This window comes from Aquimarina spinulae, assembly GCF_943373825.1.
Taxonomy (GTDB): domain Bacteria; phylum Bacteroidota; class Bacteroidia; order Flavobacteriales; family Flavobacteriaceae; genus Aquimarina; species Aquimarina spinulae.
This window is the reverse complement of record NZ_CALSBP010000001.1, coordinates 784,173-799,715: the sequence shown is the minus strand read 5'-3', so window position 1 is coordinate 799,715 and position 15,543 is coordinate 784,173. Positions and strand designations below refer to the sequence as shown.

The window sequence follows — 15,543 nt, the reverse complement described above, 5'->3', positions numbered from 1 at the left end:
TTCATTTCGGTGATTTTTTAGTGTACAAAACATCATTTATTTTTTCTGTTATCTATAATTTCAAAATTCTTGTAAGCTCTCTTTAATTCTGTTCCATTAAAAATGTACTCCAAAGGTTTTTTGATTTTTTTAGAGCTCTTGTAGTCAATAATCTCATAGTGTACGATCTGCTTTTTGATCTTACTTTTTTCATTAAATCGATTTTCGACTTTTGTAACTCGTTTTTGATTCACATCATATTCTAAAACCTGTCGTATTAATCCTGATTTTTTTTCAAAATCTTTATTGGGTATTATGGTAATATGCTGTTTATTACCATTAGTTGCACAATCAATCGTGCTTATTGATTTTAAAAGTGCTCTCTCTATTTCTAAAAATTTTTGTTGTGCATTATTATCTGTAAATAACCTTGGATCAGAATCATTCCAGTATATCTTTCCAATTTTAGGCAAAACCACAAACATTTCCTTATCATCTCCATATATCTTCATGTTTTCATCGTCCATAAAGATTTTATACTCTGCGATAAGCATTTCACTTTTGGTAGAAGAAACAGGAAGGTTATACTTTTTAAAAAAAGTTGTATTCGTACTATATTTCATATAATACACCTGTCCTTTCTTTGGAGATATTACTTCCTGCATACCATCCAGATATTCTAAAATTCTATCTCTGCATTTACTTGAGGTTTCATTTTGAGCATATCCACTAAAATGAAAACAACAATATGCAATCAGGGCTATTACTTTAAATTCTTTCACGGCTTTCTTTTGGTAAATTATATTGTGTTTCTGTTATTATCTTTAATCCTTTTTCTGTCTCGATTAGTTTACGAATCAATTGTCCTTCTCCATTATACTGATAGTACAATCCAAAATGTTGATCATCAAATAAGGTTAATAATCGAAGTGATTTTACATCATATACATAGCATGTTGTTTGCGCTTCTTTAGGATTAAATTTGATATCATCTATATATACTTGTGAGTTTTCAAAACTTAGACTTACTGAAACTACCTGGCCAGAAACAAAAGATTGTGGCGTTATGTAAGTTCTGTATAAGGACCACTCTCCTGTTTTTGCCATAAACTCTGGAGTCAATGTATTACCATTGATTTGAATCTGTGGATTAATCAGATTTTCATCAGATTTTGTCCAAAATTTTAACCAACCCCCAGTAGTTGATAATAAGTTTCCGGCGGTAACATTTTTTAGTAAACTCTCGCCAGATACAATTTGTTTTGAATATATTCCTGAATGTGCTATATCTGTTACCAAACCTGTTTCGACACCTACTTTATCTTCAAAATGCTCAAAATACATTTCTTCATAGGTTGAATTTTTAGCAATCATAGTCGGAAGTGTAAAGTTATATCCGTACTTAGAAGCACTATAAATCCCTAAAACATCTTGTTCTTCTAATGCTGCTCCATTAGGCGAATACTTGGTAACCTCTGTGAGTTTCACCCATTTTTCGTCCTGTGAATTTGCATTATAATTAAACGGGGTAAAGTTTTCTACAATACCACCTTCATAAATTTTTCCAGAATTTGTGTTACGATCTGAAGATTTCTTTACGTTTCCTTTAAATGTATAATTTTCATGCATTCTATATACTGATGGATTTCCTAAGGATCCATATTCGGTATTTACACTTTGATTATTTGTCCACTCAGAAACTCCGGCCAATACATTATAAGTACTTGCTCCCGCAGATATAACTTTATTCGACTTAATGGTCCAAGTGCCATTGTCATTAATTGGGTTAGCATCTGCTCCATAGGTTACAAACTGTCCTGCACTAGCTAGTAATTGATTGGTATTATTTGATATCCTGGACTTCTGCCCCATTTTATCATGATTCCAATGTGCAGGAATATTTAGGTTATAAATAGATCCATCGTGCTTTTGGTTTGAAGCAGTTAAATCAATACCATGATATGCATCATATGTTTTTGTTAAAACAGAGCGTCCGGTAGCATAATCAAATGCAAGGTTTTCTGTCGTAGATGCGATATTATCTGTATATGAAACTATCTTTTTTTGAATCGCTGGATATTTTATAACCTTTGATGTAGCGTATTTGGTTAATAATTGTTCTTTGTATCTAAATACTAAGCCAAATGATACAAATATTGGCGGTGGTATAGTTAATCCAACACTTACGTCTATTTCAAATTCAAAATCTAAATCCTCATTTTCAATACTATACCCTTCTTGAGTAACATCCATTTCTTTCCCCGGTACGTCCCACACATAAGTACCAGAATCTTGTCCATCAAATCCTGTAAATAGTTTTACTTTCTCCCCTGGTTCATAGTAATAAAAATCCTGCCCCGAAGAGATATAGCTTTTATTTCCAGGAGTATAACTACCTCCGTATGTTCTTACCGATTTAGGAACGCCATGCATCCCATTTTGTATAAATCTAAACCCTTGAGAAGCCCACGCTTTATCAAAACCGTATGCGAAATAAGGACTAGGAAGATTAAGTCTATCATGATGCATGTTTTCTTGAAGTACAGAATAAGAAACACCACGTTCTGGATGTTCATTAGCAAAATCAAACTTTCTTTCATTTCCTTCATATAATTTATAATCATATAACTTATCATATGGATAATCTTTACATGTATAAAATTCATGAATAGTATGCCCTGTGCCTGTTTTACCGGTATGGATATTCTCTACTACTACTCTTGAATGACTTACCGAAGCAGCTGGAAGCAATGATTCTCCTATTGGTCCTTCGGTTTGTTCTTTGTCTTTACCAGCAATCATCCTATTAATCCAGGATTGATTCTTTTTAGGAAGAAATTCTACCAGAGGATTTTCTTCTCTCATTTCTTGTGGTTCATTAGTCGCAACACCACTAGATCTTCCGTCCTCTAGTTCATATTTATAAACTTGACCATAGGTAGCTTCATCTCCAGATTCTATACCTTTATCATACATCAAAACTTTTTTAACCCGAACTCCTCCTCCACGTTTTGCTTTATTGATAGGTATTTTAAGATATGATAAACCAGGGTTTAACTTTTTACATGTTTCACCTCTATCAGGAAATGAAACATTTATCCCTCTGTTTGCTAATTTTTCTATTCCTTTTTGCGCGTATTTTAATGTTTTGATAGCTTTTCCTAAACCTGTGCTACCAATATCTCCATTACAGTCTAAAAGCCTGGCTGCAATTGCATCTTCATATTCTTTTTCTATTTTACCCTCACAACCTGCAGAATATTTACCCCATCTTTGTGTAACATAATAATCATGACAGGCTTGTCTAGGTACTAGCCTATAGTTTCGATCCTCTTGAGATTCTTCTGTAAATGTATTTCCTGAATATTTTGTATGGTTCTTTCTATTTTTCGATTTTAGAGTAATAGAAATTGAACTTCCATTACATGTAATTTTTGAGATCTTAGCATATCCCGTTATGTACTCTGATTGACATCCTAATAAATCGGGATTATTATCTTCTAATGCATATAATAGCTTAAAATATATCCTTTTACGAACATCAATTTCACCACCAGCATTAGGTTTTCCTTCCAGGAAATATTCATTAATTTTTTCACATAACCCATCAGAATACCCTCCTATATCAGATAAATCTAAAGTATATGTAGGGTCATCATATGTGTTTGAAGCGCTTGACAATCGTACCATTGCCATGGCATCTCTATCCTGAACATACGAATAATCCTTACTTTCATATTCTACCAGAATTTCTCCTCCAGATGGTAGTACTATTTGTTTTAACTGCCATGCAGCCGGGTCAAATTGCTTTTGTGGAATATCTCCCTGATATGGCCATGTAATTAAATTAAGATGTCTGTTTTCTGCACTATTTGCATTACCTCTTACATTAAATTGATTATATCCCCATGAATCCAAAAGATGTGGACCGTAATCCGGATTTTGAGCAGATAGTGAATATTGAACATCCATTTGATGATTAGATGTATATTGATATCCAAATTTATATGAGCTGATTCTAGAGTCTACGACTCCTTCAAATTCTGACCATACTTTTTTAAGTGTTAATTTTCCACTATTTACAGAGGTTTTATTATTAGGATAATTTCCATTTTTATTATTCGGTAAGTTTTGAACTAAAGAATAATCGTACTGAAAATTAGTTACCTGCAATGGCACATCTGGCCGTGCTTTAGAAAACAATACTATTTTTTCAAGGTATTCTAATTCATCTGTTCCTTTTGCCGTTGCACTTTTAGAAGAAGGATCTTCATTTGTTGTTAAATCTTGTGCTGCCAAACCATCTAATCTTGCTGTTTGTGATCCTTGTAAATAACTTGCACCTGATCCGGTAACTCCAAATCTAGCAGCGTTAGATGTATTGGTAACAAAATAAGCTACATGAGTTTTTGTTTCCACTTTTTTAAGAAAAAACACTTCTTTCTCTCCTGTAGTTACAAAACCCGCATCGTCTTTAACATCAGAAATCGAATTTTTATTATAGAAAAGACCATTGTAAGGAGTTCTCCAGCGATACCATTTTCCTTTCTCACTCGCCTCTCCGTATTTTTTATGATACTCAAACGAAGTCCATCCACCAAAATCACTGTCATCTACCCCTGCAGTACCAAGATCAATATAATCTGGAGTCGTAATAACTTTTAATAACGATATATTTTCATGTGGCAGAGCTCTTACCTCTCCGGTTACTCTATCTTGTTTACAAACATCTACTTTGTAATCATTAGATAAATAGGTAGTTGTATATGCTAAATGATTTTTCTCTATGTTGTCATTTTCGTCTATTCCAAAAGAAAGGTTGGATGTATTTCTAACCATTACTGGTTGAGAATACCCGTATTTAATTCCTGCGTCATTAAATATTTCATATCCACCAGTGCTTAATTTTTCGATATGTGATGAAGTATTGATTTTAGAATCAATAGTTGGGTCTAAAAACGCTTTTCCATCATTCCTAACAGCAGCACTTACTCCTTTTACCCCAGGAAAATTAGGGCTTGCCCCCAATTCTACATTTGCAATATCATTATTAGCAAAATTCACCTTTCCGCCCATATCTCCATAAAACCTGTATTTTAGATTACTATGTGATCCATTTCCTGGAAAATACTGCATTTCTGATTTACTTCTTCCGAAAGAAAGATTTACCCCTACTCCAACATTAGTACCTATCATTCCTTCTATACCAACACCGTAGGTTTTTATTCTATTCTTTACATTTTCATCATTACTAAAGGTTCTTGGACCATCTGCAAATGCACGAAACCCGCCAGATAAACCTTCACCAGATAGAGAGTGATTATCCGGTGTACTAAAAGGAATACCAATAAAGAAATCTCGTCTATCAAAAAGCTGAGCCTTTTCTGTAAAGTAATCAGATTTAGCACTTGTCCCATTCATATACCCTGAAGCATTCAAAATTCGATGTGCTATAGAATGGTTTATAGAAAATGAACCAATATACCCTCCTTCAACTCCAACAGGAGCAACAGCTGGATTAATTTGTAATCCATAACTTAAATTCACATTCATTCCCTTAAGTTTCGTTAAGGAAACCGACTGCCCAACATCGGTAAATGTTTGTAATCCAAAGGTAGATATTGTAGTAGGCATTGATCCTAAACCTTTTGGGATAGCATTAGCTTTTACTGACATTTTCTTTTTGGCATTTTTATCAGCATCATTTTTTTCTGCCTTCTTTTGAAGTTCAACTTCAGGCGTGTTCTTATCTCCGCCTCCATTTTTACTTAAAAGTGCATAAACATTAATTGCCGCACTAAAGGTGACTCCTGTAGCTGATCGATTAAGAGATAGACTGGCAAATCCTTTAGACAACCCTATCGATGAAGTTCTGGAAACTCCTTGATAATTATTATATCGTACATAATCAGAAATCCCTACACCAACACTAAAGGCTTCAACATTAAGTTTTACAGCACCCGACATTGTCCAACTTGGTCTTGTTTTATTGTACACATCTATTGGTGCATTGTTATATTCATCGGGATAGCCTCGAACACTTGTGTTTATTGCTCCTGGATTTAAAGTCCAACCATGTCCAACCCACGAAGATTCTTCTTCAGATGAAGTTCCGCTATGATAAGATAATGACATTGCATATCCTCCGCCATCAGGTCCGGGAATTTGAATTACAGGTAAGTTATACGTAAAATTACCCGACAAAGGATCTACCAGATTTGTAGTTGCTACGGGTTCAAAACTCGAAAACTCTGGTGAACCAGGCCCTGATGTTAAAGCATATAATGAACCTACTGATGGTACAAAAATTCCAATCAACATATCACATAGCAAAAAGTATGTGATGATCTTAATATTTTTCTTACGTATTGAAATCATAAGTGCTCTTAATTAAAAGTTTAAATTTGGTAGATTATTTATTTTTTCGTTTTCAAAAACAAAATGACTTATTCCTGTATCCAAAAAAGTATCCTGAAATACAATGTCTAGTTGTTCTGAATTCAATATTTCTTTTTGATCGTCTGAAAACACCATATAAATTGACTTTTTATTAGCTATTTCATATGCATTTTCCATAGTGGTTAGAACAGGATTATATTTTTTACCAGAGTTTGTCTTTAAAACCAATACTTCTTTTATATTGAAACTTAAATCCCTTATTCTCTGTCCGTATTCACTAAGGTTAGCAACGTTATAATTGCTTACATTTACTGTCTCTTCATCATGACTTATGGTCAACAAAAAAGTTTTAGAGTTTTTAAACTTATCTACATATCCCTGAAAATCCTTCATATCAGTTTTGTTATCTTTTTTCATCTCATTAAGCGCTAGATACTCTGCTGGTAAATATTTCATTGATAACAAAAACCCATTTGCTTTTGTTTTTTTTATAAATCCATGATCTGGATCTCCTAACCACTTTAAAAGCTCTTTTTCACTATTAATTGAAGAGCTACAACCCATAGCAATCAACAGAAAAACGTATATACTATTCTTTAATCCCTTCAACATATTCTTTATTTAATCCTTCTATAATATCTTGTGTTATATCTATGGCATCAGATGCATACATTATATTTCCAGAATTTGTTATTCCTTCTATCAAATCAATATCATGAGTTTCTGCATAGCGTTTAACAAAATCATTAATCTTATTATATACACCTTGTAGCAATTCTTCTTCCTGAGCTATTACTTTTTGTTCGATTGCCTTACCTAACTGAACCGTTTTGGCTTTAAGAACCTCTAGTTCTCCTTTCTTTACAATCCTTTCCTGATTCGATAATTTATCAGAAATAATTTCGAGTTCATTAGATTTGGATTCATACATACTTTTTTGTTTTTCGAACGTATCTTGCATCTCCTTGGTTTTGATCTCGAACAAGTCCTGAGCCTCTTTAAAACCCTGATAGTTTTCTAAAACTGTCTGAGCATTTACGATTACATTTTTTTTGGTATTATACTGCTGAAAGCATAAATAAGCGATGACCAGCAACATAAGTAGTGTTATCAAAAAGTGTATTTTATTATTTATTTTCACCTTATTTAATTTTATAAGTAATTATGAATTATTGTTTTTAAAATGAACTATTCCCTGTTTGACCAGATCCGGCTACCAGAAAATGTCCTTTAAAGGATTTATTCTGAATTTTCATGATAAACGTATAGGACCCTGCTTCTGTTAATGTTGTACTTAAGACAAAACCATTAATACTGGTACTTGGCTGAACAACTATATTAGCATTTGAAGGAGAAAAAATCTCTACAGTTGCCCCGGTAAGATCAATACTGTTATTAACATTGATCGTTAATGGTACCGAAGAATCGTACTGTACTCCATTAATTAGATTAATAGTAAACGGTACAACTGGGGTGGTTTTTTTATTCATAAAATATAGTGTACTCCCTTCTATACGATAAAACTCGGGTGAGAAATCCAGCCAATTACCTCCACTGGATACCTGTACATTCGAGATACCACTAGTATTTGCTACAAATCTTAGATGAAGTGCTCCTGTATTTTGAGAAGGTTTTACATTAATAAGAACCGTTTTATTCTCTCCGGTATTGGCTCCAAGATTAACAAGTGTTTCGCTATCTGCATTCCCGCTTATCACACCGGGTATTGTTATACTACCCGATACAATATCAAACTCCGAATTTGGAAGATCTTTGGTATTTATCGTAACCTCAAGTTCATTTACTGCTGGCGTAACCTCAAGAGTAATCGGATTACGTGTTAATGTTAAATCTGTAACGATACTATTGGCCGCTGTAAAATGATACACTCCTGCATCGGCATCAGTAGCATTAGAGATAACCAGATCTTTATTTGTCGCTCCTGTAATTGCTGCTCCATCCTTATACCATTGATAGCTGTTATTTGTACTGGTTAATGCTATACTAGATAATGTAATACTTCCATTGTTAGCTACAGATAAAGTCTCTGTTTGATCTACTTTAGCTTGGGAAACATATCGGAAATTTGCTCCTAGCTTAGCTTGATATGAATTAAATTCTGATTCAAAATCATTAAAAATAAAAGCATTGTTTTCAAAAAATAGTTTAACCAATTGAGAATTTGAAAAATCGGGTATATTACCTGTTAATTTATTATTACCAAGAGTTAATTCTCTTAAATTTGACAAGTTTCTTATTTCCGATGGAATAAATCCAGTTAATTGATTTTTTTCTAGTCTTAAATTTTGTAATAAAGTTAATCCTCCCAAAGATGAGGGAATTGTACCTGTTAGTTTATTATCATATAAATATAGTGCCGTTTCAAGTTTTAATAATTGCCCCAACTCATTAGGAATAGTCCCTGTTAATTCATTATTATTTAGTCTTAGGTCCCTTAAAGCTGTTAATTGTCCCAACTCATTAGGAATAGTCCCTGTGAATTTATTAGACCCCAAAAGTATATCGATAAGCTTTGATAGTTGACCTAATTCTCTTGGGATTGAACCTATCAATTGATTATCTCCTAAACGTAAATGCTGCAAATTCACTAATAAATTCAAATTATCAGGAATTGTTCCTCCCAATGAGTTTCGAACTAGGCTTAAAAGTCTTAAAGTAGTTAAATTCACAATTGTTGGAGAAATTTCGCCCACTAAATTATTATTCTCTAGTACTAAATCTAATACTCTCCCATTTGTTACAGTAACCCCATACCAATCACATACTTTAGAAGTAGGGTCATTAATTAGCCAAGGTTTGTTATTTGCTATTGTATTGGTCCAATTAGCACCATCTGTACTATTATATAAATCTATCAACGCCTGGCGTTCTGCTGCAGACACCCCACAAGTATCTCCAGCACCTATTGATAAGGTTATAGGATTACGAGTTAATGTTAAATCTGTTATTACACTATTGGCAGCTGTAAAATGATATACCCCTGCATCGGCATCTGTAGCATTAGAGATAACTAAATCTTTATTAGTTGCTCCCGTAATTGCTGTACCGTCCTTATACCATTGGTAGCTATTATTTGTGCTTGTTAATGCTGTACTAGATAATGTAACACTACCATTAGCAGCTACGGATAGAGTCTCTGTTTGATCTACTTTATCTTGAGGAGAGAATATATAATTTGTAAGTTTTGATTTATATGCAAGATGCTCTGTTTCAAAACTATTAAACACAAAACCATTGCCTTTAAATCTAAAATGAAGAAGGTTTGCAAAATTAGATATTTGACTAGGGATTGTACCAGAAAAACTATTGTTAGAAATCTCTAAGGTTTGTAGGTTTATTAGATTCCCTAATTCTACAGGAATTTCTCCTTCTAGTTTATTGTTACTTAAATATAAATATGTAAGCTTAGATAAGTTTCCTAAACTTGATGGTATCTGACCTTGAAACTGATTAAGACCAATATGAATAACCTTCAAATTCGACAAACTACCTAACTCTGAAGGAATTGCACCGCTCAATCTATTCAAAAATAAAGAAAGATTGGTTAGTTTCGATAAACCAGAAATAGATGCAGGAATTGTACCTGTTAACTTATTATTGTCGATAGATAAATTCGTTAAGTTTACCAATCCCCCTATGGTATTAGGAATACTTCCTGAAATAGTATTCTTATTTAAGGACAAAGATTTCAAATTTGATAAATCAGATATGGTGTTTGGAATGGTACCTACCAAATTATTATTATCAAGTGCTAATTCTGTCACTTTACCTTCGGTTACAGTAACTCCATACCAATCGCATACTTTAGAAGCTGGATCAGTAACCAGCCAAGGCTTATTATTTGCTGTTATATTCGTCCAATTAGCACCATCGGTACTAGTATATAAATCTACCAACGCTTGACGCTCGGCTGCAGAGACCCCACATGTGTCTCCAGCACCAATCGTTAAAGTAATCGGATTACGAGTTAATGTTAAATCTGTTACAATACTATTGGTTGCAGTAAAATGATATACCCCTGCATCGGCATCTGTAGCATTAGAAATAACCAAATCTTTATTGGTAGCTCCTGTAATTGCTACTCCATCTTTATACCATTGATAACTGTTATTCGTACTGGTTAATGCTGTACTCGATAAAGTAATACTACCGTTGGCAGCTACAGATAAAGCCTCTGTTTGATCTACTTTACCTTGTGTGAGATAAGCAAAACCTGTTATATTATTTTTATACGTAGTAAAATCTGATTCGAAATCACTAAAAACAAAATTATTAGTACTAAAACCAAAGCTGTTCAATATATCATTGGTTGCTAATACTGCTAAACCAGAAGGTACTACTCCCGACAATTGATTGCGCAAAAGCTCTAGAGTTTTTAATCCTGCCAAACTACCAATACTTGAAGGAATAGAGCCCGTAATTTGATTAGTAGACAAATACAGCTTTTCCAGTTTTAATAAATTACCTAAAGCAGATGGTATCTCTCCTGTGATTTTATTGTCTTCTATAGATAAAAATGTCAAATTCGATAATTGCCCTAATGATACAGGGATTGAACCACTAAGACTATTTCTGAATAGATTAAGGCCTGTTAATTTAGAAAGATTACCTAATTCTGAAGGAATCGAGCCAGTGAGGTTATTCGCATTTAAAGATAATCCTGTTAAATTACTTAACCCTCCTAAAGAAGAAGGAATACTACCACTAAGGCCATTTCTTGCTAGGTTTAATGTTTCTAGTTTGCTTAGATTACCTAATTCTACAGGGATAGCTCCTGTTAAAGAATTCTGGAAAAAATTTAACGTCTTTAAATTTAATAAGTTTGACAATGATACAGGAATTGAACCGGTTAATCCATTTTCTGCTAATGTTAAATGGACTAAGTTTGGCAAACCACCTAATGAAGGTGGAATTGTACCACTAAGGGTATTCCTAAATAAGTTAATATTTTCTAAGGCTGATAAAGTCCCCAATTCTGTAGGGATTGGGCCGGTAAGCTTATTTGCATTAAAGTCTATCTGTTTAATATTGGTCCAATTACCAATTGTTGTCGGAATACTACCTGTTAAGCGCCCATGTCTTGTAATTGATATTGAAGTAAGGTGAATTAAATCTCCTATAGAAGCTGGTAGCTCTCCGTTAAGTGCATTGTCAAATATATATAGACCAGTAACTTTTCCATCGGTAACTGTAACTCCTGTCCAGTCACAAACAGGAGTATCAGTTACCCAATTGGCATTATTACGCCAATTAGCACCATCGGTACTATTATATAAATCTACCAAAGCCTGTCTTTCTGATGTAGATACTCCACATGTATCTCCAGTACCAATTGATAAGGTTATCGGATTACGTGTTAATGTTAAATCTGTAACAATACTATTAGCAGCTGTAAAATGATATACCCCTGCATCGGCATCTGTAGCATTAGAGATAACCAAATCCTTATTGGTAGCTCCTGTAATTGCTACTCCATCTTTATACCATTGATAACTGTTATTCGTACTGGTTAATGCTGTACTCGATAAAGTAATACTACCATTAGCAGCTACAGATAAAGTCTCTGCCTGATCTACTTTACCTTGTGTGAGATAAGTAAACGTGGTTAAATTACTCTTATAGGTAGTAAAATCTGATTCAAAATCACTGAAAACAAAACTATTATTTTCAAAACTTAATGAATTTAAAATATCTGAAGATGTCAAACTTGATAATCCTGATGGAATACTTCCTGAAAACTCATTTATCCCTAATCCCAAATTCGTTAAACCAGGTAACTGACCAATAGAAGCCGGAATTGCTCCAGTAAGTAAATTTCTGGTAAAACTTAAAACTTCTATCTTCGTTAGATTACCTAATTCTAAAGGAATTTCACCTTCTAATTTATTCCAGAAAAGATATAGTTTTGTTAAATTAGATAAATTACCTAATTCTTTTGGAATACTACCATTTAATGCATTATTCCCAAGATTTAAGTACTGTAGAGATGATAAATTTCCAAAAGATACTGGAATTGAACCAGTGATAGTATTACGCTCAAAATGGAGTTCTTCTAAACTCAATAAATTACCCAATTCTGATGGCATTGGTCCTTCTAAGCGGTTAATATATAACATCAATTTCTTTAGCTTAGACAAATTACCAATAGAAGCTGGAATTACTCCTGTAAGTTGATTGCTAAACAAATTAAGATATTCCAGATTAGATAAATTTCCTAACTCAGCTGGAATCGAACCGGTAAGAGTATTTCGAAATAAACTTAATGCTGTTAAGTTCGTAAGATTTTGTAATGACACAGGGATTCCTCCTGAAAATTGGTTAGAGCCCAGGTTTAAAACTTTTAATGCAACCATACTACCAATAGATGTGGGAATAGTGCCAGTCATAGTATTACGCTCAACAGTAAATGTTTCTACATTTACCAAACTACTTATTGAATCTGGTAAAGAGCCTGATAATTTATTAATAGTAAGGTTAACAAAAGTTAAATGTGTTAAGTTTCCAAAAGATGCAGGAATTGTTCCCTTCAATCCGTTATATGATAAAGACAATTTTGTTACTTTTCCATTGGTAACTGTAACACCTGCCCAGTCACAAACAGGAGAATTAGGATCGTTAACCAGCCATGGTCTGTTATTGGCCTGTGTATTCGTCCAATTAGCACCATCGGTACTATTATATAAATCTATCAACGCCTGTCTTTCTGATGCAGAAACCCCACAAGCATTATCTGCCGCCTGAGTTACCGATAATGTTATGTTATTACGATAGATACTAAGTCCTGTTATCACACTGTTTTTAACAAGCAGTTTGTAAACTCCTGCATCAGTTTCGCTTACATTTGCAATTGTATACTCTTTATTAGTTGCTCCAGGAATAATGGTAGTTCCCTTATACCACTGATATGTATTATTAGAATTTGTAAATACGTTTGATGTTAATGTAACGCTCCCTCCTATAGATGCACTAAGTGTTTCTTCGACATCTGCATTTTTCTGATTATTATAAGTAAAACTAGATAAGTTTGCTTGATATGCAGCGAACTCAGGTTGGAAATCAGAAAACACAAATTGATTACCCGAAATCCCAAAATTACTTAGCTTGGGTAACGTACTTATTTCTGTTGGAATTTTCCCAGAAAGGCTATTATTATAAAGGTATAATGCTTTTAAATTAACCAATTGTTTAAATGATATAGGAATCGAACCGGTTAAGTCATTATTATGAAAGTGAATATGCTCTATTTTTGTTAATTGACCTAGTTCTGAAGGTATGTTACCACTAATTTTATTACTCGACAAGCCAATTCTCACCACATTAGACAATAATCCCATTTCTGAAGGAATGCTACCGGTAAGCTGATTCTTTCCTAATTGTAAATTTTCTAATTTTGACATCTGCCCAAAACTAGTAGGTATACCACCAGATATCTGATTATCAGAAACATAAAGACGTTTCATATTTACTAATTGTCCTAGTTCTGATGGTAATGTCCCGGTTAAATTATTATTGTTTAGACTTAGAGCATATAATTTTGATAACTGCCCTAATTGTGGAGGAATAGTTCCTGTAAGTTGGTTACCACCTAGTGATAGAGATCCCAGGTTGGTTAATAAAGCTAGACTTTCAGGAATAACTCCTGTAAGTTCATTACTTGCCAAGGAAAGTTTTTGGAGACTAGCTAATTGTCCTAATTCTTGTGGTATAGCCCCTGTAAACTTATTATTTGATAAGTATAAAGAACCTAATTTTGAAAGCTGTGCCAGTTCAACCGGAATCGTTCCTGTTAACTGATTGTAGCCCATATTAATAAACGTAAGATTTGCTAATTGCCCCAATTGAGGTGGAATCGTACCTGAAAAATTATTACCATCAAAATATAAACGTGACAAACCTGGTGCATTTAATAATGCTGCTATTGGTATTGCCCCAGAAAATTCATTGCCACTCAAATGAAGTGATTGTAACCCTGTCATTTGCCCCAAGCTTGCAGGTAATTCTCCTCCAATATCATTACCACTAAGTATTAATTGATTTATAGAAGATAAATCTCCTATTGAGTTTGGCAGAGTACCGGTTAGATTATTTTTAAAAAAACTTAATTTGGTAACCTTACCATTAAGTATTGTAACACCATACCAATCACTTACTAAAGAATTAGGGTCATTAATCAACCAAGGTTGATTTCCCTCTATCGTATTTTTCCAATTATTTCCATTAGTGGCATTATAAAAATCTATTAATGCCTGGCGTTCTGTTGAAGAAACTTGAGCCAGTAAAGGAAATGTTAAAACAAGAGTTAAAAATACTGTTAAGACAAATGCAATAGAATCACCAAGGCGTGCTTTTATCTGCTTCATTTATTTTTTATTTTTAGTCAGTTAGTTACTTTTTATTAATGTCAAAAACGGTTTTAAAATAAGCCAAATATCTCCCTATCCAACAACTTAACGCTATCAGCTAAAATCAAGACAAATCACTCAAAAACAAGCACTTAAGTAGATTTTTCTAAGCAATATTCTTTTTAATATTTATGAAATTATTTGTAGGACTAGCATTAAAATTAATGGGGTTTTATATTAATCTTATTACTCGGGCAAACATACTATTTTTTCAAATCAAAATAAAACAATTTATGGTTAACTTATCTTTAACAGAATTGGTGTTTTTAAGTAAAAAACAGTAAAATAATTGAATGTTAAACACTTAAAAAAATACTTCATCTCTTAAAATTTTATTTAAATCTATTAAGTAATAATAATCTAACATCACTACATAAAAACTATACTTGTTACCTAATTTTTTTTGCATTAGTGAAAGCGTTATTACATTAGTTTTAGATACTACAACATCAAAGTCTGATCTAAATAAAGAAGTTCTGAATGTGCTACTTTATAAAATGTATCGCTTTCTTCAAAATTGCTTCTCCTATACTAGATAATACTCTCTAATTATTTATTACAGTACAAGAATACGAGTAATGAGTCCCATTTTTCGGGACTGATGAATATTTTTTTTATTTTTTTTTAAGATGATCTTAAAAAAAACATAAAAACTGTAGTAAACACTGCATTTAACCTCATTATCCTTCTTAAAATTATTTTCAATAATCGCAAAAAGAATATGTAAATCTATCTTTTAATA

The 15,543-nt window shown here is 33.0% G+C and carries 5 protein-coding genes; all 5 read right to left on the bottom strand.

Annotated features, from left to right (window positions below; genetic code table 11):
• Positions 1–32 precede the first annotated feature (32 nt).
• A complete protein-coding gene (locus NNH57_RS03640) occupies positions 33–761 on the bottom strand; it encodes a hypothetical protein (protein ID WP_074410204.1) in 729 nt (242 codons plus the stop codon).
• Positions 748–6,357 (bottom strand): hypothetical protein, encoded by a 5,610-nt coding sequence (locus NNH57_RS03635; RefSeq protein ID WP_132065884.1) that lies wholly within the window; start codon positions 6,355–6,357, stop codon positions 748–750. Before NNH57_RS03635 ends, NNH57_RS03640 begins: the two co-directional genes overlap by 14 nt.
• Positions 6,358–6,369: 12 nt before the next feature.
• Entirely contained in the window at positions 6,370–6,990 is a 621-nt protein-coding gene (locus NNH57_RS03630; protein ID WP_132065886.1) for a hypothetical protein, read from the bottom strand.
• Complete coding sequence (locus tag NNH57_RS03625) at positions 6,968–7,492, bottom strand: OmpH/Skp family outer membrane protein (protein WP_132065888.1); 525 nt, start codon at positions 7,490–7,492, stop codon at positions 6,968–6,970. The genes NNH57_RS03630 and NNH57_RS03625 overlap by 23 nt, the downstream gene beginning before the upstream one ends.
• Before the next feature lie 64 nt (positions 7,493–7,556).
• Positions 7,557–14,759, bottom strand: a complete 7,203-nt coding sequence (locus NNH57_RS03620) for a leucine-rich repeat domain-containing protein (protein WP_108808709.1) — start codon at positions 14,757–14,759, stop codon at positions 7,557–7,559.
• Between the last annotated feature and the right edge of the window lie 784 nt (positions 14,760–15,543).

Bases quoted from the DNA above. Each gene is read 5' to 3' on its own strand.
- NNH57_RS03635 (WP_132065884.1), bottom strand. From the start codon at position 6,357: ATGATTTCAATACGTAAGAAAAATATTAAGATCATCACATACTTTTTG.
- NNH57_RS03630 (WP_132065886.1), bottom strand. From the start codon at position 6,990: ATGTTGAAGGGATTAAAGAATAGTATATACGTTTTTCTGTTGATTGCT.
- NNH57_RS03620 (WP_108808709.1), bottom strand. From the start codon at position 14,759: ATGAAGCAGATAAAAGCACGCCTTGGTGATTCTATTGCATTTGTCTTA.